Origin of the sequence: Microbacterium sp. MYb62, from assembly GCF_002979475.1 — a bacterium.
Classification (GTDB): Bacteria; Actinomycetota; Actinomycetes; order Actinomycetales; family Microbacteriaceae; genus Microbacterium.
In genome coordinates this window covers 210,297-232,685 of record NZ_PCOY01000004.1, presented here as the reverse complement: position 1 = coordinate 232,685, position 22,389 = coordinate 210,297, and the positions used below count along the sequence as shown (strand labels likewise).

Annotated in this window: 22 protein-coding genes and 1 tRNA gene; 7 read left to right on the top strand and 16 right to left on the bottom strand. The window is 69.0% G+C overall.

The window, feature by feature from the left end; translation table 11 throughout:
* Positions 1–194: 194 nt before the first annotated feature.
* Positions 195–1,031 carry a DUF559 domain-containing protein gene (locus tag CQ042_RS07325; protein ID WP_105669812.1) on the top strand — a complete coding sequence of 279 codons (837 nt, stop codon included), beginning with the start codon at positions 195–197 and terminating at the stop codon, positions 1,029–1,031.
* A gap of 207 nt (positions 1,032–1,238) precedes the next feature.
* Here the strand turns inward: CQ042_RS07325 and CQ042_RS07320 are convergent, their stop codons facing one another.
* The 3 genes from CQ042_RS07320 to CQ042_RS07310 form a co-directional block, all read right to left on the bottom strand.
* Positions 1,239–2,621, bottom strand: coding sequence for a PhoH family protein (locus CQ042_RS07320; RefSeq protein WP_105669811.1), 1,383 nt, complete (start codon positions 2,619–2,621; stop codon positions 1,239–1,241).
* 158 nt (positions 2,622–2,779) lie between these two features.
* Positions 2,780–3,910: an aminotransferase class V-fold PLP-dependent enzyme gene (locus CQ042_RS07315; RefSeq protein WP_105669810.1), complete on the bottom strand. Its 1,131-nt coding sequence runs from the start codon at positions 3,908–3,910 to the stop codon at positions 2,780–2,782.
* A gap of 41 nt (positions 3,911–3,951) precedes the next feature.
* Positions 3,952–4,731 carry an isoprenyl transferase gene (locus CQ042_RS07310; RefSeq protein WP_105669809.1) on the bottom strand — a complete coding sequence of 260 codons (780 nt, stop codon included), beginning with the start codon at positions 4,729–4,731 and terminating at the stop codon, positions 3,952–3,954.
* Between the two features lie 96 nt (positions 4,732–4,827).
* Here CQ042_RS07310 and CQ042_RS07305 point away from each other — a divergent pair, with 96 nt between their 5' ends.
* Positions 4,828–5,559 carry a hemolysin III family protein gene (locus tag CQ042_RS07305; RefSeq protein WP_105669808.1) on the top strand — a complete coding sequence of 244 codons (732 nt, stop codon included), beginning with the start codon at positions 4,828–4,830 and terminating at the stop codon, positions 5,557–5,559.
* 7 nt (positions 5,560–5,566) lie between these two features.
* On the opposite strand, the gene CQ042_RS07300 is transcribed toward CQ042_RS07305, so the two are convergent.
* Positions 5,567–5,860: a hypothetical protein gene (locus CQ042_RS07300; RefSeq protein ID WP_105669807.1), complete on the bottom strand. Its 294-nt coding sequence runs from the start codon at positions 5,858–5,860 to the stop codon at positions 5,567–5,569.
* Positions 5,861–5,928: 68 nt separating this feature from the next.
* Between CQ042_RS07300 and CQ042_RS07295 the strand changes: the two genes are divergently transcribed.
* Together CQ042_RS07295 and greA are read left to right on the top strand one after the other, a co-directional pair.
* Entirely contained in the window at positions 5,929–6,315 is a 387-nt protein-coding gene (locus CQ042_RS07295) for a DUF4307 domain-containing protein (protein ID WP_105669806.1), read from the top strand.
* Positions 6,316–6,413: 98 nt separating this feature from the next.
* Entirely contained in the window at positions 6,414–6,902 is a 489-nt protein-coding gene (gene greA / locus CQ042_RS07290) for a transcription elongation factor GreA (RefSeq protein ID WP_105669805.1), read from the top strand.
* A 72-nt stretch (positions 6,903–6,974) separates the two neighbouring features.
* On the opposite strand, the gene ilvA is transcribed toward greA, so the two are convergent.
* Together ilvA and CQ042_RS07280 are read right to left on the bottom strand one after the other, a co-directional pair.
* Positions 6,975–8,204 carry a threonine ammonia-lyase gene (ilvA, locus tag CQ042_RS07285; RefSeq protein WP_105669804.1) on the bottom strand — a complete coding sequence of 410 codons (1,230 nt, stop codon included), beginning with the start codon at positions 8,202–8,204 and terminating at the stop codon, positions 6,975–6,977.
* Entirely contained in the window at positions 8,201–9,397 is a 1,197-nt protein-coding gene (locus CQ042_RS07280) for an AI-2E family transporter (RefSeq protein WP_105669803.1), read from the bottom strand. The genes ilvA and CQ042_RS07280 overlap by 4 nt, the downstream gene beginning before the upstream one ends.
* 108 nt (positions 9,398–9,505) lie before the next feature.
* Between CQ042_RS07280 and CQ042_RS07275 the strand changes: the two genes are divergently transcribed.
* The gene (locus CQ042_RS07275) at positions 9,506–10,768 is read left to right on the top strand and encodes a winged helix-turn-helix domain-containing protein (RefSeq protein ID WP_105669802.1); all 1,263 of its coding nucleotides are present in this window, start codon (positions 9,506–9,508) and stop codon (positions 10,766–10,768) included.
* Positions 10,765–11,670: a hypothetical protein gene (locus tag CQ042_RS07270; RefSeq protein WP_105669801.1), complete on the top strand. Its 906-nt coding sequence runs from the start codon at positions 10,765–10,767 to the stop codon at positions 11,668–11,670. Before CQ042_RS07275 ends, CQ042_RS07270 begins: the two co-directional genes overlap by 4 nt.
* 57 nt (positions 11,671–11,727) lie before the next feature.
* Here the strand turns inward: CQ042_RS07270 and CQ042_RS07265 are convergent, their stop codons facing one another.
* From CQ042_RS07265 to CQ042_RS07255, 3 genes are all read right to left on the bottom strand, one after another.
* On the bottom strand, positions 11,728–12,294 hold the full coding sequence (locus tag CQ042_RS07265) for a LemA family protein (protein WP_021199536.1): 567 nt from the start codon (positions 12,292–12,294) through the stop codon (positions 11,728–11,730).
* An 88-nt stretch (positions 12,295–12,382) separates the two neighbouring features.
* Complete coding sequence (locus tag CQ042_RS07260; protein ID WP_105669800.1) at positions 12,383–13,696, bottom strand: D-arabinono-1,4-lactone oxidase; 1,314 nt, start codon at positions 13,694–13,696, stop codon at positions 12,383–12,385.
* Positions 13,693–14,940, bottom strand: coding sequence for an alanine racemase (locus CQ042_RS07255; RefSeq protein ID WP_105669799.1), 1,248 nt, complete (start codon positions 14,938–14,940; stop codon positions 13,693–13,695). Before CQ042_RS07255 ends, CQ042_RS07260 begins: the two co-directional genes overlap by 4 nt.
* 86 nt (positions 14,941–15,026) lie before the next feature.
* On the opposite strand from CQ042_RS07255, the gene CQ042_RS07250 reads away from it, so the two are divergent.
* A tRNA-Leu gene (locus CQ042_RS07250) sits at positions 15,027–15,099 on the top strand.
* Between the two features lie 9 nt (positions 15,100–15,108).
* Here CQ042_RS07250 and CQ042_RS07245 read toward each other — a convergent pair.
* The 7 genes from CQ042_RS07245 to eno all read right to left on the bottom strand — a co-directional run bounded on the left by CQ042_RS07245 (position 15,109) and on the right by eno (position 22,353).
* Positions 15,109–15,774, bottom strand: a complete 666-nt coding sequence (locus CQ042_RS07245; protein ID WP_105669798.1) for a DedA family protein — start codon at positions 15,772–15,774, stop codon at positions 15,109–15,111.
* Between the two features lie 6 nt (positions 15,775–15,780).
* On the bottom strand, positions 15,781–16,692 hold the full coding sequence (locus CQ042_RS07240) for a cation-transporting ATPase (RefSeq protein WP_105669797.1): 912 nt from the start codon (positions 16,690–16,692) through the stop codon (positions 15,781–15,783).
* 296 nt (positions 16,693–16,988) lie between these two features.
* A complete protein-coding gene (locus CQ042_RS07235; protein WP_105669796.1) occupies positions 16,989–18,500 on the bottom strand; it encodes an NAD(P)/FAD-dependent oxidoreductase in 1,512 nt (503 codons plus the stop codon).
* 25 nt (positions 18,501–18,525) lie between these two features.
* A complete protein-coding gene (locus CQ042_RS07230) occupies positions 18,526–19,833 on the bottom strand; it encodes a S8 family serine peptidase (protein ID WP_105669795.1) in 1,308 nt (435 codons plus the stop codon).
* Positions 19,830–20,372, bottom strand: a complete 543-nt coding sequence (locus tag CQ042_RS07225; RefSeq protein ID WP_105669794.1) for a DUF501 domain-containing protein — start codon at positions 20,370–20,372, stop codon at positions 19,830–19,832. The genes CQ042_RS07230 and CQ042_RS07225 overlap by 4 nt, the downstream gene beginning before the upstream one ends.
* A gap of 47 nt (positions 20,373–20,419) precedes the next feature.
* Complete coding sequence (locus CQ042_RS07220) at positions 20,420–20,995, bottom strand: septum formation initiator family protein (protein WP_105669793.1); 576 nt, start codon at positions 20,993–20,995, stop codon at positions 20,420–20,422.
* A 77-nt stretch (positions 20,996–21,072) separates the two neighbouring features.
* Complete coding sequence (gene eno, locus CQ042_RS07215; protein WP_105669792.1) at positions 21,073–22,353, bottom strand: phosphopyruvate hydratase; 1,281 nt, start codon at positions 22,351–22,353, stop codon at positions 21,073–21,075.
* Positions 22,354–22,389: the final 36 nt, after the last annotated feature.

Below are 22,389 nucleotides of genomic sequence, written 5' to 3'. Positions count from 1 at the left end.
CTCACCGCCCCTCACCATGCGTTGGCCGACACGCCAGATGTCGGACTCGCCCGGCCGACGGGTCCGACATCTGGCGTGTCGGCGGGGCATTTGGCGGGACGACTTCTCCTCCCCAGGAGCTGCGCATGACAACGGGGTACACAATCACGCTCGCCGGCCGTCTCTGACTGCTGGACACGGCCCATGCTGAGAGCGTGCTCGATCCTTCCTCGCTTCTCATCCGGCTCGGCGGCCTGGCCCGCGGCACCGAGTTGCAACGCTGCGGAGTCACTCGCCCTGAACTCGCCAAGGCAGTCCGCAACAAGACCATAGACAGGGTCCGCCCTGGCGTCTTCGCGTCGCCCGCCCTTCAGCCGCACCTGCGCCGGGCGGCCTTGCACGGGGGCTCCCTGACCTGCGGCGAAGCGCTTCGCCTGCACGGCGTATGGGTGCTCGCCGAGGAGTCCGCGCCCCATGTCTGGGTCGGAAGGCGCGCTCGCGTGCATGAGCACGCCGGGTGCCAGTGCGTCAGCCACTACTTCCGCGGTAGCGCCGGCCTGGGCATCGCTCACGTCGAGACCGCCCTGATCCACCTCCATCGGTGCCAGGGCGACGAGGCCTTCTTCGCGTCCTACGAGTCGGCGTGGAAACTTCGTCTGCTCACGCCCGCTGCCCGCCTGCGGATCCGCACTGCACTTCCTGCGTACGCACGATGGCTGGTCGACATCGCCCGACCGGACCCCGACAGCGGCCTCGAATCCCTGATCCGAATGCGGTTGCACGTCCTCGGCATCCTCCTCGAGTCTCAGGTCGTCGTCGATGGCGTCGGACGCGTCGACTTCGTGATCGACGGACGCCTGATCCTCGAGATCGATGGAAAGCAGAATCATGAGGGCGCGAAGGAACGGCACAAGGATCTCGCGAGAGATGCTTCCGCTTCCCGACGAGGGTTCGAGACCCTGCGCTTCGACTACGCCCAGGTGATCCACGACTGGCCGACGGTGCAGGCGGCGATCGTCGCGGCGATCGTCCGTGCGCACGAGCACGCGTGAAGCCCCAATGTGGGGGCCGACACGCCAGATGTCGGCACAACTCTCCCTCAAAGTCCGGCATTTGGCGTGTCGGCATACATCTGCGGGGCTACCTGAGGCCGAGGACACTGAGCCGCCTCGCGCACCCAGCCCGCTGTGAGCGGGCCCGCACACGAAGCAGCGGATGCCGCGGACATGCGTCCATGCGGCATCCGCTGTCGTCCGTCGTCAGCTGAGCTCTCCACCCTCCAGGAGCTCGGTGACGAGGGCTGCGATCGCCGAGCGCTCGGAACGCGTCAGGGTCACATGTCCGAAGAGGTCGTGTCCCTTCAGCGTCTCGATCACGCTCGCGATCCCGTCATGACGGCCCACGCGGAGGTTGTCGCGCTGGCCGACGTCATGCGTGAGGATCACGCGCGAGTTCTGCCCCATGCGGCTCAGCACCGTCAGGAGCACGTTGCGCTCGAGTGACTGGGCCTCGTCGACGATCACGAAAGCATCGTGGAGGGAGCGCCCGCGGATGTGGGTCAGCGGCAGCACCTCGAGCAGGCCGCGCTCGATGACCTCTTCGATCACGTTGCCGGAGACGACCGAACCCAGAGTGTCGAACACCGCCTGGCCCCAGGGTCCCATCTTCTCGCCCTGGTCGCCGGGAAGGTAGCCGAGCTCCTGTCCGCCGACCGCGAAGAGCGGCCGGAACACGATGATCTTCTTCTGCTGCTGCCGCTCCAGCACCGCCTCGAGCCCGGCGCACAGTGCGAGCGCCGACTTGCCCGTTCCGGCGCGGCCGCCGAGCGACACGATCCCGACTTCCTGGTCGAGCAGCAGGTCGATCGCGATGCGCTGCTCCGCCGAACGGCCGTGCATCCCGAAGATGTCGCGGTCTCCACGCACCAGTCGGTACTCACCATCGCCCGTGACCCGCCCGAGGGCCGATCCGCGCTCGGAGTGGATGATCAGGCCGGTGTTCACCGGAAGGCCACGAGCCTGCTCGCTGAGCCCGACCTCGCTCTCGTACAGGTCGCTGATGTCGTCGCCGGAGAGGTCGAGTGTCGAGATGCCGGTCCACCCGGAGTCCACGGCCTGCTCGGCGAGGTACTCCTCGGCGCGCAGCCCGAGCGACGCAGCCTTGACGCGCATGGGCAGGTCCTTCGAGACGATCGTGACGTCCTGGCCGTCCTGGGAGAGGTGCATGGCGACCGAGAGGATGCGGGTGTCGTTGTCGCTGAGCCGGATGCCGGCGGGCAGCACCGAGGAGTCGGTGTTCGCAAGCTCGACCCGCAGTGTCCCGCCCTCGCCGACCTCCACGGGAAAGTCCAGCCGACCGTGCTCGATCCGCAGGTCGTCGAGGTGGCGGAGTGCCTGCCGCGCGAAGTAGCCGATCTCCGGGTCGTGTCGTTTGCCCTCGAGTTCCGTGATCACGACGACGGGGAGGACGACCGAGTGCTCCGCGAATCGGAAGAACGCCTGCGGATCGCTCAACAGCACCGAGGTGTCGAGGACATACGTGCGCAGATCCTGATCCGGATCGGCGGATGATGCTCGCCTCGTCGTCTTACGGGTGGACTGCTGCGCGGTGCTGGTGGCCTGCTGCGCTGTACGTGTGGTCACGACCCACTCCCGACCCGGGGAATCCCGGCTATTCGAACAAGTCGACCAGGGGGTCACGAGTCGCGAACCTGAGGCCGACCCGAACGGGCGCCTTGCCCGATGCCTAGAACGTACGACCGCGTGAGGGATTAACGCGCATTCGACACGCCATCGATTCGTTACACGCTGATGAACGTCTCGTTGCCGAACGTGTGCAAGGCGTCATCGAGAAGAGCGAAGGTCGCCGCATCCGTCCCCGCGTGCGGAGCGATCCGCACCGAGGAGCCACGCGCCGTCACGACGATCCCGGCGTTGGCGAGCGCGGCGGCGAGGCGTGCAGGCTCCTCCGGCGCGAGAGCCACGATGCCGGCGCGCTGCGTGCGCTCGCGCGGGGAGCTCACCTCGATGCCGTGTCGGTCGGCGATCTCGATCACGGTGTCGACGTGTTCGGCGAGCCGTTCCTCGATCGCGGCCACACCGGCATCGCGCATATCGCGGACTCCGATCGCGAGCCGACCGGCGGCGAGGGTGTCGGGCTGGCTGATGGTGAATGCTCTGGCCGAGGGGGCGGGCGCCGGCAGCTCATCGACGAACAGGTCGGTGGCCGTCGTCCCGGTGATCCCCGAGAGCACCGGGGAGATCCGCTCCCTCGCCCGCGGCGAGAACCAGGCGAATGCGCTGCCTCGCCCCGCGCGCAGCCACTTGTAGCCGTGTCCGACGACGACGTCCGCGGCCGTGTAGTCGACGTCGACCACTCCGAACGACTGCACGGTGTCGACGATGAGCAGACGATCGGGGCCGATCGCCTCGCGCAACGCGGCGAGGTCCGCGCGATACCCGGTGCGGAAGTCCACGTGACTCACGGCCAGCGCGACGACCTCGTCGTCGAGCACCTCGATCACCGCGTCCGGTGTGACCCGCCCGTCGTCGGGTGTGATCCAGCGCGGCGTCACCGCGCGGTCGGATGCCGCGGCTGCCCGCTCCACGGTGAGGCTCACGCTCGGGAACTCGGCGGTGCTCGCGATCACCGCGCCGGAGAGTCCGAACAGCGCATGCATGAGGCCGTTCGTCGATGACGGCTGCAGCGTGACGTCATCGGCTTCCGCGCCGAGCATCTCCGCCACGAGCTCCTGCGCCTGACCGATGCGCTCCGCGACGAGGGAGAGGGAGGAGGGCCGTCCGCTGCCCAGAAGATCCGCGTCGGCGAAGACCTCTTCGCGGACGGACGGCGACAGCGGCCCGAAGGCCGCCCAGTTCAGATAGCCGGACTCGTTGTCGAACGTGTCGACATAGTCCTGGAAAGTGCTCACTTCGTCATTGTGGCACGGCGCCGCACGCGCCAGGTGTCCACTCAGCGGCCGAAGCGTCGGTCTCGGTCGGCGTAGTCGCGGATCGCCCGGAGGAAGTCCACCTGGCGGAGGTCGGGACCCAGCGCCTCCACGAAGTAGAACTCGCTGTGGGCGCTCTGCCAGAGCAGGAAATCGCTGAGCCGCTGCTCGCCGCTCGTGCGGATCACGAGGTCGGGATCGGGCTGCCCGCCGGTGTAGAGATGCTCCCCGATCATCTCGGGGGTGAGGTGCGCGGCGAGATCCTCCATCGTGCCGCCGGACGCTTCGTGCTTGGTGATGATGCTCCGCACGGCGTCGACGATCTCGTTGCGTCCGCCGTAGCCGACGGCGAGGTTCACGTGCAGCCCGGTATGGTCCTTCGTCCGCTCCTCGGCGTCGGCGAGCACGCGGGCGAGCTCGGTGGGCAGGATGTCGGAGCGGCCGACATGCTTGACCCGCCAGTTGCTCTCCTGCGACAGCGCCTCGGCGAGCTCGGCGATGATCTCGATGAGGTCGGCCAGCTCGCCGGAGTCGCGCTTTCGGAGGTTGTCGCTGGAGAGGAGATACAGCGACACCACTCGAACGCCGAGCTCATCGCACCAGCCCAGGAACTCGCGCATCTTCGCCGCACCCGCGCGGTGTCCCTCCGCCGGGGTGTCGAGTCCGAGCTGGCGTGCCCAACGACGGTTGCCGTCGATCATCATCGCGACGTGATGCGGCACGGACGCGGGATCGAGGTGGCGACGCAGCCGGTTCGTGTAGAGCCGATACAGCGGCCCTCGCCCCTGGCTCTCGCGTGACATCACCCACCCACGCTACCCTGTCGCACCTTCCGCCGCCTTGTGCGGACGCTGAGATATGTGCCTCACGCGGTATGCGCATCCGCTTAGAGTGAGCACGTGAGCACTCCCGAGCCCTCCGGTCCCGACGTTCCCCAGCTGCCGCTGCTCGAGGCTGCGGCGGCGGACGCTGCGGTCGACATCAAGCCGACCTGGCGGGGCTGGATCCACGCGGGCACGTTCCCTGTGGCGATCATCGCCGGCGTCGTGCTGATCGTCGCCGCCGAAGGCGCCGCGGCGAAATGGGCTTCCGCGGTGTTCATGCTCACGTCGATGCTGCTCTTCGGCAATTCCGCGCTCTACCACCGCTTCGACTGGCAGCCGAAGGTGCGGGTGCTGCTCAAGCGCATCGACCACGCCAACATCCTGCTGCTCATCGCCGGCACGTACACACCCCTGGCCGTCCTGGCACTCCCTCCGGAGAAGGGCGTGCTGCTCCTGTGCCTGGTCTGGGGAGGCACACTGGTGGGCATCCTCTTCCGCGTGTTCTGGATCCACGCGCCACGCTGGCTGTACGTCGCGCTCTATCTGCTTCTCGGCTGGGCGGCCGTGATGTACATCGTCGACCTCATGAACGCGAACTTCGCGATGATGGTGCTGGTGATCGTCGGCGGGCTCCTCTACACGGGAGGCGCCATCGTCTACGCCCTCAAGAAGCCGAACCCGTGGCCGGGCCACTTCGGGTTCCACGAGATCTTCCACGTGTGCACGGTGCTCGCGTTCCTGTGCCACTGGACGGCATGCCTGCTCATCGCTCTGGCACCGCTGTCGCCCTCCCTGGGCGCGCCGTAACGACCCGTCAGCGCGCAGGGGTGTCGTCGTCGGAAGCGCCCGTGCCGTCGGACGTCGGCGCACTCGTCCCAGGAGCGGCCGCGTCTCCCTCGGCGCGCGCGGCCTCCTCGGCGTCGAGCTCTTCGCGCACCTCTTCGCGGTACCGGACTCGGCGGATGCGGCGGTTCATGTCCCAGATCAGCAGGATGACCGCGATCACGATGACGACGATCACAGCGAAACCGACGAACCCCGGGGTCACGGAGACCGGATCGACCGTCATGCTGGGCGTCGGCATCGGGGTCTCGGTCAGAGCGAGCATGAATCGACCTTTCGTACGCAGGTCGCATAACCTGGTAACACCAGCCTAACGACCGGGAAGACCCACCTGTGACGACCGCGCAACAGCTCGACGAACGCTATGGCCGAACCCGACGGCGCCGGATGCCGTGGATCATCGGCGGCGCCGTCGCGCTCCTCCTCGTCGGCGCCTTCAGCTGGATGACCGTCGCCCAGTCGATGGCATCGGTCGATGCGGATGATCTGGGCTTCGAGCTCGTCGACGAGCACTCCGTGAACATCACATTCCAGGTCACCGGGGTGCAGGGCAAGGACGTCGTGTGCGCCGTGGAAGCGCTCGACGAGGAGTTCGGAGTCGTCGGCTGGAAGATCGTCGAGATCGAGGCCGGAGAGAGCCACTCACAGGCCCGTTCGGTCTCCATCCCGACGGTCGCCGCGGCGACGACAGGTTTGGTGAACACCTGCTGGGTCGCCTAGACTCGTGCCAGACAAGACGACGCCCCGGCACCGTGCCGGGGCGTCTTGGCATATCCCCCGCAGCATGCCGGAGGGATCCCGAAAGAAGGAGCTTCGTCATGTCCACCGATGCTCAGGTTCCCTTCCTCACGCAGGAAGCGTATGACCGGCTCGTCGCCGAGCTGGAGCACCTGTCCACCTTCGGCCGCGACGAGATCGCCAAGCGCATCGAGGCGGCTCGCGAAGAGGGCGACCTCAAGGAGAACGGCGGATATCACGCCGCGAAGGACGAGCAGGGCAAGCAGGAGGCGCGCATCCGCACGCTCGAGGGCCTGCTGAAGACGGCCAAGGTCGGCGAGGCTCCGGCCAGCCGGGGCATCGTCGAGCCCGGAACCGTGGTCACCGCCGTCGTCGCCGGTGGCGAAGAGGTCTTCCTCCTGGGCAGCCGCGAGATCGCTGCCGGCAGCGATCTCGACGTCTACAGCGAGGCCAGCCCGCTCGGCCAGGCCATCCTCGGCCTCAAGGTCGGCGAGAAGTCGTCGTACGAGGCCCCCAACGGCCGCTCGATCAGCGTCGAGATCGTCAAGGTCGAGACCTACACGGGCTAGTCGCCCGCAGCGCAGAACGCCCCGGCATCCACACGGATGCCGGGGCGCTCTCGTCTGCACGAGGTGTGCCGATCAATCCGGGACGAGGATGGGCTCGAAGCCGGCGCGGCGCAGCGTATCGAGCGTGTGCTCCGAGTGCTCCGGACCACGCGTCTCGACGCTGAGTTCGAGGATGACCTCGCTGATCTGGAGCCCGTGACCGTGCCGGGTGTGCATCGCCTCGATCACGTTCGCACCGGCCTCGGCGATGAGCTCGGACACGCGCGCCAGCTGACCGGGACGATCGGGCAGCGGGATGCGGATCGTGAGATAGCGGCCGGACGCCGCGAGCCCGTGCGAGACCACGCGCTGCAGCAGGAGCGGATCGATGTTGCCGCCCGACAGCACGGCCATCGTCGTTCCCGATGCCGAGACCTTGCCGGAGAGGATCGCGGCCACACCGGCAGCACCGGCGGGTTCCACGACGACCTTCGCCTGCTCCAGGAGGATGAGGATCGCCCGCGCCAGGTCGTCGTCCGAGACGGTGACGACCTCGTCGACGAGATCCTTGATGATGTCGAAGGGGATGGCGCCGGGGCGCGCCACCAGGATGCCGTCGGCGATGGTCGGACGCGTGACGATGTCGACCGGCTCACCGGCTGCGAGCGACGGCGGCATCGCCGCGGCGTTCTCCGCCTGCACGCCGATGATGCGGACGGTGCGTCCGAGTTCGGCGGCGCGCGCCTTGACGGCCGCCGCGACGCCCGCGATGAGGCCGCCACCGCCGATGCCGAGCACGACCGTGTCGACGTCGGGAGCGTCCTCCAGGAGCTCGAGGCCGAGTGTCCCCTGCCCGATGACGACGTCGCGGTGATCGAAGGGATGGATCAGCACGGCGCCGGTGCGCTCGGAGAACTCGGCCGCGAGACGCAGCGAGGTCGCCACCGTCTCCCCTTCCAGCACGACCTCCGCACCGTAGCCGCGCGTGGCGAGCAGCTTGGGGACCGGCACCCCCAGCGGCATGAAGATCGTGGCGGGGATGCCGAGTGCCTGCGCCGCCAGAGCCACACCCTGCGCGTGGTTGCCGGCGGACGCGGCGACGACGCCGCGGGAACGCTCCTCGGCGCTCAGCTTCGACAGCCGGTAGGCCGCTCCTCTGATCTTGAAGGATCCCGTGCGCTGAAGATTCTCCATCTTCAGCACGACGGGAGCCCCGAGAATGTCGGAGAGGGCTCGCGACGGCAGCGTCGGCGTGTGCGAAATCACCTCAGCCAGACTCTGAGCTGCGTGCTCGAACTCGGTCAGGCTGGGGACTGCGCTCATCGATTCCTCCGTCTCCGCTCGCGCGGAACTGTGCTCCAGATTAGGTCTCCGCTCGGCCCGGCGCCGGTGCGCCAGGATCCCGAGCTGATGGTCACTGCCGCGACGTTCACGAACGCCGCCAGCGGTACGGCGAAGAGGGCTCCGGGGATGCCGGCGATCATCGCGCCTCCGGCCACCACGAGGACGACGGCGAGCGGGTGCACCTTGACCGCCGAGCCCATCATGATCGGCTGCAGGATGTGGCCCTCGATCTGCTGCACGGCCAGCACGACCACCAGCATCCACAGAGCGATCCAGGGGCCGTTGTAGACGAGAGCGAGGAAGACGGCGACGGCGCCGGTCACGACGGCACCCACGATCGGGATGAACGAGCCGAGGAACACCAGCACGGCGACCGGGAGCGCGAGGGGCACCTGGAGGAGGAAGGCGCCGAGTCCGATGCCGATGGCGTCGATGGTCGCCACGAACATCTGGGTCCGCGCGTAGTTCACGACCGTGGTCCAGCCGTTGCGAGCGGCACCGTCCACGGCCGGGCGGGAGGTGCGCGGGAAGATCTTGAGCGTCCAGCGCCAGATGCCGGCACCGTCGGCGAGCAGGCAGATGAGGATGAACAGCGACAGCAGCGCGCCGGTGGCGACGTGTCCCACGGTCGTTCCGATGGCCAACGCGCCCGTCCAGAGCGCCTGCGTCTGCTCGTTGAGGAAGTCGAGGCCCTGTTGGAGATAGTCGGCGATCTGGGAGTCGGACAGATGCAACGGACCCTCATGGAGCCAGACCTGGAACTGATCGAAAGCCTCGGCCGTGCTCTTCTGCACGTCCGGCAGCTGGGCACGGACCTGCCAGACGACCAGCCACAGCAGACCGGTCACGATGGCCGCCGTGCCGATCAGCGAGATCGCGATCGCGAGCCAGCGCGGGAGACCGCGCCGCAGCATCCAGGAGAATGCCGGCCACAGCAGGGCCGTGATGAGGATGCCGACCATCAAGGGGATGACCAGGAGCTTGAGCAGCATCACGAGCCAGATGAAGACACCGATCGCCGCGGCGATCAGCAGCAGCCGCCAGGCATAGCCCGCGGTGATCCGCAGTGGCAGGGGCACCGCCTCATCGGCCTCGGTCGTCACGGTGCGGTCGGTGGAGACCGGGCGCGGACGGAAGAGATCTCGCAGCCGGTGTCGCTGGTCCTCGCTCATCGCCCAAGTCTACGGTCATGCCGTATGCCGTTCGACGCATCCTTCGGCATCCTTCGGCATCCTTCCGCATCCGGGCGCGATGTCGGCACCCGGCGATAGCCTGACGACGTGACGGAAACCCTCAGCCCCACCCAGGCACGTCGTATCGCCCTGGCTGCTCAGGGGTTCTCCCGCGCGCGGCCGGGCTCCGTGTCCGCACGCCAGGTGCACCGCGTGATGGACCGCCTCGGCGTGCTCCAGATCGACTCGGTGAACGTCTTCGCGCGCTCGCACTACCTGCCGCTCTTCTCCCGCCTCGGGGTCTACGAGCCCGCGCTCCTCGACCGGGTCTTCCTGTCGCGCACGACGCACTATGTGGAGTACCTCGCGCACGAGGCGACTTTCATCCCGATCGAGGACTGGCCGCTCTGGCGGTTCCGCATGGAGGACTTCCGGCGACGGTGGGCGGGCGAGGACTCGTGGATGAGCAGCAACGCGCGGACGGTGCAGTGGGTGCAGGACGAGCTGCGCGCCCGCGGCCCTCTCCGCCCCGCCGACCTCCGCGCCGACGCGCCACGGGAGCGCGGAACATGGTGGGACTGGGACGAGGTGAAGCTCGCACTCGAGCATCTCTGGCGCACGGGAGATGTGGCCGTCAGCGGACGCAGGGGCTTCGAGCGCACGTATGCGCTGGCCGAACACGTCATCCCCGACGACATCCGCTCGCAGCAGATCTCGCGCAGCGATGCGATCCTCGAGTTGACGCGTCGTGCGGCCCGCTCCAGCGGCGTCGCGACGCAGTCCGATCTCGCCGACTACTACCGGATCCGCGATCGGGCCGCGGTCGCCCGATCGATCGCCGAGCTCGTCGACACGGGCGAGCTGCAGTCCGTGCAGGTGCGCGGATGGGAGCGCGGCGGTCGCCCGCTCCCCGCCTGGCGGCACCGGGATGCCGTCCTGCCCCGGAAGATCGAGGCCGCGGCTGTGCTGACCCCTTTCGATCCGGTCGTGTGGTTCCGGGAGCGGGCGCTGCGCGTGTTCGATCTCGACTACCGCATCGAGATCTACGTGCCCGCCGAGAAGCGCAGGTACGGCTACTACTCGCTGCCGGTCCTCGTCGGGGACCGCATCGTCGCACGGGTCGACCTCAAGGCCGACCGTGCCACCTCCACATTGCAGGTGCAGTCCGCATGGTGGGAGCCGCAAGCCCGCCCCGGGGACGCCGAGCGGATTGCGGCGGAGCTGACGCTCGCCGCGACGTGGCAGGGGCTGGAGCACGTCTCGGTGTCGGGCTGGGGCGATGCCACCGAAGCACTGCATACGGCGCTGAGGGGCGGCGGGCCCGACCCGTCGGTGCGGCGACACGTCCATGCGCGAGAGCATCCGGCATGAGCAGGCGCGCGTGGTGGCTGGTCGGCGGTGTCGCGGGTGTCGTCGTGATCGCCGCCGGACTGTGGCTCTGGCAGCTGACGATGCGGCCTCCTACACCAGAGCAGGCGGCACGTGACTATCTGCACGCCCTGGAGTCCGGCGACGCCGATGCGGTGACGGCGACCGGGATCGCCGTCACCGCACCCGCGCTCGACGCCTTCACCGCAGCGACCGCGCTGATCGAGGATGCGGCGGTGACGGCTGTGCGAGAGGACCCGGACGCGACCACCGCCACCGTCGACATCGCCTTCCTGCTCGAGGATGAGAGGCGCACGGCACAGCTGACGCTGACTCCTGTCGAGGGCCGTTGGACGGTCGACGGCTCAGGGCTCGGCACCCTGACCGTCGATTCGACGATCGGCTCCGACGTCGGGATCGGCGAGATCGCGATGCCCGCCCGGGAGAAGCTCGCACTGCTGCCCGCGACCTACGCGATCGCCGCGGCACCGGCGTCGCTGCTCTCCGGCGGCAGCACCGTGCAGGTGCTGCCCGGCGACAACGCCGCGGCTGCGATCGAGGCCGCGTTGCGCCCGGAGGCGACCGCGGCCGCGCAGTCCCAGCTCGACGAGCGCCTCGACGCCTGTACCGCGCCCGCCGCCGATGCTCCCGACGGGTGCGGCATCCGCATCCCGTGGGGCACGGAGTTCCGCGAGGTCACCGGCATCCGCTACCGCATCGACGCCGTGCCCACGATCGCGCTGACACCGACGGGCTTCACGGCGGAGGGCGGCGTGCTCGTGTCCACGGTCACCGGGACCGGCCAGGACGGCGAAGCCCGCACGACCACCTACCGGACGGACTCGTGGACCCTGCGCGGCGACGTGTCGTTCACCGCCGACGGGATCGACCTGTCGGTCTGGTGAGCGGAGTCCTCAGTGCGCGGAATCGTCAGTGCACGGAATCGTCAGTGCGCGGCGTCGTCAGAACTGCACGCGCGGCGGTTCGGAGATGGCGCTGCTGTCCGCGACCTCGAAGAACTCACGCTCGGAGAAGCCCAGTCCCTTGGCGAACAGGTTGTTCGGGAACACCTTGATCTTGGTGTTGAGCTCGCGCACGCCACCGTTGTAGAACCGGCGCGCGGCCTGGATCTTGTCTTCCGTGTCGACGAGAGCCTGCTGTACCTGGAGGAAGTTGGTGCTCGCCTGGAGCTGTGGGTACGCCTCGGCGACCGCGAAGAGGCTGCGCAGCGCCTGCTGGAGGTGACCCTCGGCGATGCCCGCCTCGCCGGGGCCACCGGCTGACAGGGTCTCGGCGCGCGCACGGGTGACGTTCTCGAAGACGGCCTTCTCGTGTGAGGCATACCCCTTCACCGTCTCGATGAGGTTGGGGATGAGGTCGGCTCGTCGCTTGAGCTGCACCGTGATTCCGCTCCACGCCTCATCGACGCGGACGTTCAGCTGCACCAGCGAGTTGTACGTGGCCCACAGATAGATGCCGACGAGCAGGATCACTCCGACAACGATCAGTACCGGCACGAGCCATTCCATCAGAGGCCCACCCTTCCTCGTGTTTCTCTCATCTTAGACGCGCAGTCTGCACGTGGACTGGGCATCAGAAGCCGACTTGGCGACCGTCTCAGACGCCGAGGACACGCTCGAGATAGCGGTTCGCGAAGCGACGCTCCGGGTCCAGACGGTCGCGCAGCGCGACGAAGTCGTCGAATCGCGGGTAGCGCTCGCGGAGCGTCTCCGCCGTGAGCGTGTGGAGTTTGCCCCAGTGCGGGCGTCCGCCGAATTCGAGCATGATCTCCTCCACGGCCCCGAAGTACTCCGTGGGGTCGGCGCGCCAGTATCGGTGAACGGCGACGTAGGCGCTCGCCCGCCCGTGTGCCGTCGACAGCCAGCGATCATCGGCGGCGGCGAAGCGCACCTCGATCGGGAACTCGATCCGCCATCCGCGCTGAGCGATGAGCGCTCGCACCGCCTGAAACGCCGGGACGACATTCTCCGCGGGGATCGCGTACTCCATCTCTCGGAACCGCACGGTCCTGCTCTGGATGAGCACGCGATGCGAGAGCTCGGTGTACTCACGATCACCGGTGAGCTTCACCGCGAGCCGGCTGAAGGACGGTGTGATCGCCGGCACGGCCTGGCCCGCGGCGCAGACCACCCGGTAGACGCCGTTGGAGAGCAGCGTCTCATCGATCCATCGTCCGACCACGGGGAGCGGCTTGCGCACCGTGGCCTCCGGAAGACGGGTCTGCCGCTTGGTCAGCGCCACGTCCGTGTGCGGGAACCAGTAGAACTCGAAGTGGTCGGATCCGGCCACGCGCTCGTCGAGCGTCGCGAGCACCTCGTCGAGCGGCAACGGCTCGTCGATCGCGTGCATGACGAACGCGGGGACGCACTGGAGGGTCACGTCGACGAGGATGCCGAGCGCTCCGAGGCCGAGGGCCACGGCGGGAAGGAGGTCGCCCTCGTGATCGTCGTCGATGCGCAGGAACTCGCCGGCGGCGGTGACCATCGTGACGCCGACGACCTGGGTCGCGAGGCCGCCGTATTCGGCGCCGGTGCCATGGGTGCCCGTGGAGATGGCCCCCGAGATCGACTGCCGATCGATGTCGCCCAGATTCTCCATCGCGAGACCGTACGGCGCGAGCAGCCCGGGGATGCGGTGCAGTCTGGTGCCCGCGAGCAGTGTCACGCGCCCGGTCACGGCATCCGCCGAGACGAGTCCCTGCAGGTCGTCCAGCTCCAGCAGCACGCCCGGTGCGACGGCGATCCCGGTGAAGCTGTGCCCGGCACCGACCGCCTTCACCGCAAGTCCGTGCTTCACGGCGGCGAGCACCGCGCGCTGCACACCCTCCGGGCTGCGCGGACGCTCCACGCGCACGGGTCGCACCGCGGCCGAGCGACCCCAGTTCTGCCAGGTGCCGCCGATTCTCGTCACAGGAAGGCCTTTCCCTCGCCGCGATAGGTCGGCAGCTCGTCGATGATGTCGTCGCCCGAGACCAGGTGGTAGCTCTCGATGCGTTCGGCCGGCTCCCCGCTCTTGGCATGCCGGAACCAGACCCGGTCCCCCACGCCCAGCGCGGTTGCTGCGGGGCCCTGCAAAGGCGTCTGCACCTCACCTGCGGCCTCACGGGACAGCGTGCGGAGGCCCTCCGGCCACACCGCACGCGGTTGACGCGAGGCAAGAGCCGGACCGGAGGCGATCCACCCTCCGCCGAGCACGGTGGCGATATCGACGGCCGGGCGACGCACCACGTCGAACGCGAAGGCTGATGCCGGAGCCGGACGGAACGAGCGGTAGCCGTCGAACAGATGGCCGCCGAGAAGCCCGCTGCCCGCACTCGCCTCGGTGAGCGACTCGTCGCTCCCCGTGAACTCGAGCGACCCGGTCCCTCCGCCGTTCAGGATCTCGAGAGGAGCGATCGCGCCGACCGCGGAGACGATGGCCGCCCTCCGTTCGCGCAGCTCGCTGCGCGAACGCGCCTGCACCATGCGGATCAGCGGCGCATCGGGACCGGCGTCGTCGCCCTGTCCCGCGATCTGCGCGTCGTACATCTGCAGTCCGACGAGGCGGAACCCCGGGCGCGCGACGACTTTGCGGGCGAACGCCGCCACCTCTCCCGCGCTGAAGAGGGCCGAGCGACGCACGCCGATGTGGCCGAGCAGGGAGGAACGCCAGGAGGCGTCGACATCGATCGCGACACGGAGCTCGGGGCGCGCCGCTGGACCCGCGACGCTGTCGATCAGATCGAGGTGGACGAGGTCGTCGACCATCAACGTGATGCGCTGGGCCGCCTGCTCATCGGCGAAGAGCCGCTCTAGCCCTGCACGGTCGACGGTCGGATAGCCGAGCATGATGTCGTCGTGGGTCTCGGCGAGCCAGAGCGCCTCCTCGAGGGTGAACGCGAGGATGCCGTGGAATCCCGGGAGTCGCAGCACCGCGTCGAGCACGGAGCGCACGCGCACCGACTTCGATGCCACGCGGATCGGGAGTCCGCCCGCACGCACCAGGAGATCCATCGCGTTGTAACGGAGGGCCTCTCGATCTATCACCGCGACGGGCGCGGACAGATGTCCGGTCGCCGCGGACAGGCGCGGCCAATAGCGGGCCGGGTCCTCCCACTCGGGGGCGACCGCGGGCGCACCATGGACGGGGCTCAGTTCGTCGATGAGGTCGAGCACTCCCCCACCCTACGGCCTCCCCGGACTCCGGATCACCCTCTGTGGCACCGCGTCGCATCCGGGCGCGGCGATAGGCTGACGTCACGGCCCCCGTAGCCCAATGGCAGAGGCAGGCGACTTAAAATCGCTTCAGTCTGGGTTCGAGTCCCAGCGGGGGCACGTTCGAGTTCAGTCCTCGACCCGTGCGACGGCCTTCCGCTCACCTGCCGCCTCACGTATGCGTCGAACGACCAGGACCACCAGCGCGATCGCGATCGCCGTGTACACGGCGTAATCGAGGTAACCCAGATACTGCTCCAGCTGCTCGTGCTGGGTGCCGAGGGCCGCCCCGACGCCGAGGAGCAGCGTGTTCCAGAGCCCGCTTCCGATGATCGTGTAGACGCTGAACGTCACGAGATTCATGCGGGATGCGCCCGCCGGGATCGAGATCAGACTCCGGACGCCGGGCACCATGCGTCCCACCAGCACCGTCCATCCCCCGCTGCGGACGAACCAGTCCGCTCCTCGTTCCAGATCGGACCGGCTCACCAGCCGGGTCGCCGCCAGCATCCGCACGGCCCGCCGCATGCCGATCGCGGCCCCCAGCCCGTACAGCAGCAAGGCACCCAGCCATGACGCCAGCGTGCTCCAGAAGATGAGCCAGCCGAGATTCAGGTGGCCGCTCTGGCTGAGGTATCCCGCGAACGGCAGGATCACCTCGCTCGGGATCGGCGGGATCAGCACCTCGAGGAAGACGAGCGCGCCGACCCCGACGTCTCCGAGCGCGGTGAGCACATCCGCGGCGAACCCCGTGAGTCCGGTGAAACCGTGCTCGGCGTCAGTCGTGAGGATCATCCGGGATCAGCGTCCGAAGATGTCGCCGATGCCGGGGATCCCGAGGTCGCCGAGCCGTTCGCCCCACCCCGTCGCCGCGTCACCGAGGCCGGAGGCCGCCTCGCCGGCGGAGCCGAGGATGCCTTCCGCCCCACCCGCGAGCGCCTCGACGTCGATGCCCGACGCCAGGGCCTCGACATCGACGCCCTCTGCCAACGCTCCGAAGTCGACCCCGATGTTCGCCGCCTGCTCGAGAAGCGGTCCGGCGACGGTGCTGAGCACGGCGCCGCCGGCGACGGCCCCCAGCAGTCCGACGGCCGCGCCGCCCGCGACGACCGCCGCTCCGCCGACGCCCGCGCCGCGCACGCGCGACAACAGCCCCCGCATCCGCCCAGGCTTCAGGGCTTCGGCACGTCCGGCCGCGCGTGCGAGATCATCCGGAGACGACGACCGAGGGCGCTCCCCCGGGGCGAATTCCTCGCGCATGCGCGCCTCGACGAGGATCCTCTGTTCGGGCGTCAGCCGGGCGAAGGCCTCACGATGGATCTGCTCGATCTGCTGCGGGTCAGCCGTCTGCACCAGGTAGTCGTAGCGTGCGATGGCTGCTCGATCTGCGTCGGAGGCGGTCCGGGGTGCACGGGAGGCCCCAGAAGCGGGAGGCGCGTACGGGTCGCCGGAAGCGGGCGCGGCATTCGCGGCGCGATCACGGAAGCCCGGTGCGGTGGGCGGCGCATAGGGGTCCGCCGGTGCGGGGCGACCGCTCGCATCCGACGGACGCGCGGGATCCGCCGGCCCGCGAACAGCGTCGACCGCGCCACGGAGCATCCCACCCCAGTCCGTCGAGCGGGATCCGTCCGCCGGCTGACCGCTGCGCCCGGAACCGGTGTTCTTGTCGAGCGCTTCGGAAGCGAGTCCGATCAGACGGGAGAGCTTGCCCATGTGTGGTCCTTTTCGTGGTGCGGGCCCCCGCGGATCCACGACGTCGGAACGACGGCAGGGTTCACTCGACAGCCCGCGATGCGGGTGCCAAGGTCTCCTCCACCCTCACGGGCCGGCGGGCCGGAGCACGATCTCGTGCTCGTAATGACGACGTCGCCGCATTCGGGAGTACTCCCCTTGCCCGGGTGACGTTACCGGCTCCACCTGTGCGTCGCCTCGGAGTCCACTCCCCCGAGAACGACGATCGGCCCCGGCGCAGGAGCGCACGGGGCCGATCGTGGTGTTCGGAAGGCCTCCTACTTCGCCGCGGCCTCGATGGGTTCGGCCGCCTTCTTCGCAGGAGCCTTCTTCGCCACAGGCTTCTTGGCGGCGGGCTTCGTCGTCGTCTCCGCCGATGCCGCCGGGGCTGCCTTCGCCGCCGTCTTCTTCACGGGCGGCTCCGACTTCGCGGCGGGAGCGGCATCTGCCGCGGGAGCTGCAGGGGCGGCCGGACGCGGGCGAGCGGCGAACTCCTCGAAGACGTAGCGCGGGTTCTGCACGGTCTCGAGGTTCACCAGGTCGCGACCGAGCCACAGGTTGTTCCACCAGCCCCAGATGACGCGGAACTTGCGCTCCCACGTCGGCATCGCGAGACCGTGGTAGCCACGGTGCGCGACCCAGGCCACGAAGCCCTTGAGGGCGAGGTTGCCCGACTGGAAGACACCGTTGTACAGGCCGAGACCCGCCACCGCGCCCATGTTCTTGTGGAAGTACTCCCGGGGGTTCTCGCCGCGGAGGACGGCCACGAGGTTCTTCGCGAGGAGCTTCGCCTGTCGCACGGCGTGCTGAGCGTTCGGCACGCAGAAGCCGCCGACGCCGCCGCCCGAGAGATCGGGGACCGCCGACACGTCTCCGGCCGCCCAGGCGCCCTCGACGAAGGCCTCAGGGGTGCCGACGCGCAGGTCGGCACGCGTCTGGATACGACCGCGCTCCTCGACGGGCAGGTCGCCGCCGCGAACGACGGTCGGGTTGGCCATGACACCGGCGGTCCACACGATCACGTCGGTCGGGATGACCTCGCCCGTGGAGAGCTCGACGTTGCCGTCGATCGCACCGGTGACCTGGGTGTCGAGGTGCACGTTGGCGCCCCGCTTGGCCAGGTCCTTCAGGACCCATTCGCTGGTCTTCAGCGAGACCTCGGGCATGATGCGGCCCATCGCCTCGATGAGGTGGAAGTGCGTGTCCTCGAAGCTGATCTGCGGGTACTTGCTGACGAGCGAGGAGGCCAGCGAACGCAGCTCGGCGAACACCTCGATTCCCGCGAAGCCACCGCCGACGACGACGACCGAGAGCAGCCGGTCGCGCTCGGGACCGGCCGGCAGCGAGGCCGCCTTGTCGAAGTTCGACATGACCTTGTCACGGATCGCGACGGCTTCCTCGATGGTCTTGAGCCCGATCGCGTTGTCGGCGATGCCGGGGATCGGGAAGGTACGGGACACCGCACCCGCGGTGACGACGATCTGGTCGTAGGCGAACTCGTACGGCTCGCCCACCGGCGGCGTGATCGTCGCGACCTTCTGCGCGTGGTTGATGTTCGTCACCTTGGCGGTGAGGACGTGGGTGCGCTTGAGGTGACGACGGTGCGCCACGACCGAGTGCCTGGCCTCGATGGAACCGGCGGCGACCTCGGGGAGGAACGGCTGGTACGTCATGTACGGCAGCGGGTCGACCATGGTGACGTCGGCCTCGCCCTTGCGCAGGTGCTTCTCGAGCTTCCACGCGGTGTAGAAGCCCGCGTACCCTCCGCCGACGATCAGAATCTTGGGCACAGTGCTGTTCTGAGGCACAGAAGAACTACTCCTCGGAGTCGGGGATTTGGCGTACGGAAACGCGCGCCGATCGGATGCGCCGGGCAGCTGCGGTGACGCCAAGCGCTACCAGGATACCAGGGACGGTGAGCGCAATGAGCGGCAGGGTACCGTAGCGCAGTGAATCCGCGCTGGGAAGCAACGGTGAACCGGCCTCAGTCGGCGAGTCAGCGGCCGGAAGCGGGGGCACGGCGACCGGCGTCATGCTCGGCACGGGCTCCGGTTCCGCCTCCGCACGGCGGAACCAGCGGATCCACTCGGCCAGGTCGCCCATCGGGTTCTCGGTCACGGGAGCGATGTCAGCGGAGATCGCCGCTTCCGCATCGACCAGTCCGTAGCCGTAGAGCGGATCCTGCGGCTTCTCGGCATCGGGGACGGGGATCGCGGTCTTGATGATCCGGTTGATCACGTCGATCGCCTTGATGTCCGGGTGCGCCGACCGGATCAGGGCCGCGATCCCGGCGACGATGGGTGCCGCACCGCTCGTTCCGCGCCAGTGCTGGACGCTGCCGTCGGCGGAGACCCCGATCAGCCCCTCGCTGGGGGCCGAGATCCCGATGGTGATGCCCTGCGTCGATGCCTCGATGCTCGCCGTTCCCGTCTGGTCCACACCACCCACCGTGAGCACGCCGGGAATGGTCGCAGGAGCACCGATGACGTTCGTGCCGCTGCCCCGGTTACCCGCCGCGACGACGACCACGACGTCATGCTCGAACGCGTAGAGGAAGGCATCGTCCCAGCTCTCGTCCCAGTCGAGGGTGTTCGTCGTGAACGAGAGGTTGATGATGTCGGCGCCGTTGTCGACGGCCCAGCGCATTCCCTTCGCGACCTGCTCCGTGAACGGCACGGCCGCGGCGGCGCCGAAGCCCACCGAGATCGAGAGCAGATTGGCCTCCGGGGCGACGCCGATCATTCCGGTGCCGTCCGGTGCGCCACGCCCCGCGGCGAGGGATGCCACCCAGGAGCCGTGGTTGCCGTCGACCGCGCCCAGGGGCGTGCGTCCGTCCGGCGTGCCGGCACCGGAAACGTCGGTACCGCCGACCACCGCATCACCGAACACCTGCGGGACCTTGCCGATCCCCGTGTCGATCACGGCGATGGTCACACCCTTGCCGCGGGTCGTCTGCCAGGCCTCGCGGATCTTCGCCCCGTCGAGCCAGTACTCCGTCGCCCGCACGGGATCGGCCGGGTCGTCGGGGATCGGCGGCGGAGTCGCCGAGGCGCCGAGGAGCAGCACAGTCGCCGCGACCACCACGATGGCGGCAGCGCTGCGCAGCGTCCGGCGTGCGGTCATACCGCGGATGCCGCCTCATCGCGGGCGGCGGCGCCGGGCTCTTCACAGCGGCAGACCGACGGCGACCAGGACGAGCGCGCGAGCGCGGCATCGCCGATCGGATTCACGCCGGGGCCTGCGGCCAGGGCGTGCCCGGCCAGTGCGTGCAGGCACTTCACCCGCGTCGGCATGCCGCCGGCGGAGATGCCGTCGATCTCGGAGACCTCGCCGAACTGCCTCCGGTCGGCGAGATACGCCTCATGAGCGGCCAGATAGGCCGCCGCCACATCCTCGTCGTCGACGAGGAGAGCAGCGAGCTCCGGCATCACCTGGGTCGCCTCGAGCGTCGACATCGCCGCCGTCGCCGCCGGGTGCGTCAGGTAGTAGAACGTCGGGAACGGCGTGCCGTCCGGCAGCCGCGGGGTGGTCGCGACCACTGTCGGGTTGCCGCACGCGCAACGGGCCGCGATGCCCACCACACCTCGGGCGGAACGACCGAGCTGGGCCGATACGACGGCGAGCTCGGCGGGCGTGGGTGCGGGGAACGGCGGCGTGGTCACCCCACCAGCGTAGGGGAGCCGCCCGAGAGGATGCTCGGAGCGAACATTCAGGGAGCGACCGCGGCGGTATCGCTGAGTCCGGTCGTGACGAGGGTGCGGAGCAGCTGCGGCATCCAGTCCGTCGGCTTCTCCTCGAGCGTGTCGCTCACGGGGTCCTGCTCGCGCGGCAGCGCGGACGGGTCGAGGTCGTTGTCGATCAGGTAGACGACTTCCCCCGGCTTGACGTAGTAGAGGCGCTCACGCGCCTGAGTCGTGATGTACGCGGGATCGTTCCAGCGCTCGCGCTCGGCGACGAGCGCGGCGATCTCGTCTTCGCTCACCTGCACGGACGCTTCGAGCGCGGCGATCTTCTGGCGCTGATCGATGAATGTGCCGATCGTCGGGACGAGCACCCACGCGCCGAGCACCACGAGCGAGAGCATGATGACCGAGAAGGCGGAGAGACGGATACCCGAGGCCCATTCGCGCACGTCGACACGAGGGGCCCCGCCGCGCGTCCGCCCCGCTGCGCGCGGCACGGACGCCGCCGATGCGGTCGTCTTCGTCTTCGCCCTGGTCTTGCCTGCAGGGCGCTGCGGCTGCGGCCCGGGAGACGCCGAAGGAGGAGCCGGTCGTCGTGCCACGGCTCCTCCTTCGTCGTGCCGCTTCGGCGGCGGTGTTCACCGCCGTGTCGGCGGCTTCTTCGTGGTGTCAGCTGCGCTCAGGCCTGGTAGCGCGGGAACGCCGAGCGGCCGGCGAAGACCGCGGCGTCGCCGAGCTCCTCCTCGATGCGCAGGAGCTGGTTGTACTTCGCGACGCGCTCGCTGCGAGCGGGCGCACCCGCCTTGATCTGGCCCGCGTTCGTCGCGACGACGAGGTCGGCGATCGTGGTGTCCTCGGTCTCGCCCGAGCGGTGCGAGAGCATCGCCGTGTAGCCGGAGCGCTGCGCGAGGCTGACCGCGTCGAACGTCTCGGTGAGCGTGCCGATCTGGTTGACCTTGACCAGCAGGGAGTTGGCGACACCGCGCTTGATGCCGTCGGCCAGGCGCTGCGGGTTGGTGACGAACAGGTCGTCGCCGACCAGCTGCACCTTGGCGCCCAGGGCGTCGGTGAGGTGCTTCCAGTTGTCCCAGTCGTCTTCGGCCAGCGCGTCTTCGATCGTGACGATCGGGAAGTCGTTGACGAGTCCGACGTAGTACTCGGTGAGCGCGGCGGCGTCCCAGTCCTTGTTGTCGAGACGGTAGACGCCGTCCTTGAAGAACTCGGTCGCCGCGACGTCGAGACCGAGGGCGATGTCGGTGCCCGGCGTGAAACCGGCCTTCTCGATCGCCTTCACCAGGAAGTCCAGACCCTCGCGGTTGCTGGGCAGGTCGGGAGCGAAGCCGCCCTCGTCACCGAGACCCGTCGCGTAGCCGGCCGCCTTCAGCTCGGCACGCAGCACGTGGTAGGTCTCGACGCCCCATCGGAGTGCCTCGGAGTAGGTCTCGGCACCGATCGGCGCGAGGAAGAACTCCTGCATGTCGATGCCGTTGTCGGCGTGCTCGCCACCGTTGATGACGTTGAACAGCGGGACGGGCAGCACGTGCGCGTTCGGGCCACCGAGGTAGCGGAACAGCGGCAGGTCGGCAGAGTCGGCCGCCGCCTTGGCGACCGCGAGGCTCACACCGAGGATGGCGTTGGCGCCGACGCGCTTCTTGTTCTCGGTGCCGTCGACGTCGATCAGGATCTCGTCGACGATGCGCTGCTCGCTCGCCTCGACACCCTCGATCGCCGGGCCCAGCTCGTCGATGATGGCCTCGACGGCCTTGAGCACGCCCTTGCCGCCATAACGGCTCTTGTCGCCGTCGCGGAGCTCGTACGCCTCGAACGCGCCGGTGGATGCACCGGACGGGACGGCCGCCCGCTGCACGATGCCGTCGTCGAGGAGGACCTCCACCTCGACGGTCGGGTTTCCGCGCGAGTCGAGAATCTCGCGTGCGCCTACAGCCTCGATCAGTGCCACTGATGTGCTCCTTGCTCAGGGGGAAAACGTTGTGTG

Bases quoted from the DNA above. Each gene is read 5' to 3' on its own strand.
- CQ042_RS07240 (WP_105669797.1), bottom strand. From the start codon at position 16,692: ATGGGCAAGCTCTCCCGTCTGATCGGACTCGCTTCCGAAGCGCTCGAC.
- ilvA (WP_105669804.1), bottom strand. From the start codon at position 8,204: ATGAGCGCAGTCCCCAGCCTGACCGAGTTCGAGCACGCAGCTCAGAGT.
- greA (WP_105669805.1), top strand. From the start codon at position 6,414: ATGTCCACCGATGCTCAGGTTCCCTTCCTCACGCAGGAAGCGTATGAC.
- CQ042_RS07245 (WP_105669798.1), bottom strand. From the start codon at position 15,774: ATGATCCTCACGACTGACGCCGAGCACGGTTTCACCGGACTCACGGGG.
- CQ042_RS07280 (WP_105669803.1), bottom strand. From the start codon at position 9,397: ATGAGCGAGGACCAGCGACACCGGCTGCGAGATCTCTTCCGTCCGCGC.
- CQ042_RS07270 (WP_105669801.1), top strand. From the start codon at position 10,765: ATGAGCAGGCGCGCGTGGTGGCTGGTCGGCGGTGTCGCGGGTGTCGTC.
- CQ042_RS07265 (WP_021199536.1), bottom strand. From the start codon at position 12,294: ATGGAATGGCTCGTGCCGGTACTGATCGTTGTCGGAGTGATCCTGCTC.
- CQ042_RS07310 (WP_105669809.1), bottom strand. From the start codon at position 4,731: ATGTCACGCGAGAGCCAGGGGCGAGGGCCGCTGTATCGGCTCTACACG.
- CQ042_RS07230 (WP_105669795.1), bottom strand. From the start codon at position 19,833: ATGACCGCACGCCGGACGCTGCGCAGCGCTGCCGCCATCGTGGTGGTC.
- CQ042_RS07300 (WP_105669807.1), bottom strand. From the start codon at position 5,860: ATGCTCGCTCTGACCGAGACCCCGATGCCGACGCCCAGCATGACGGTC.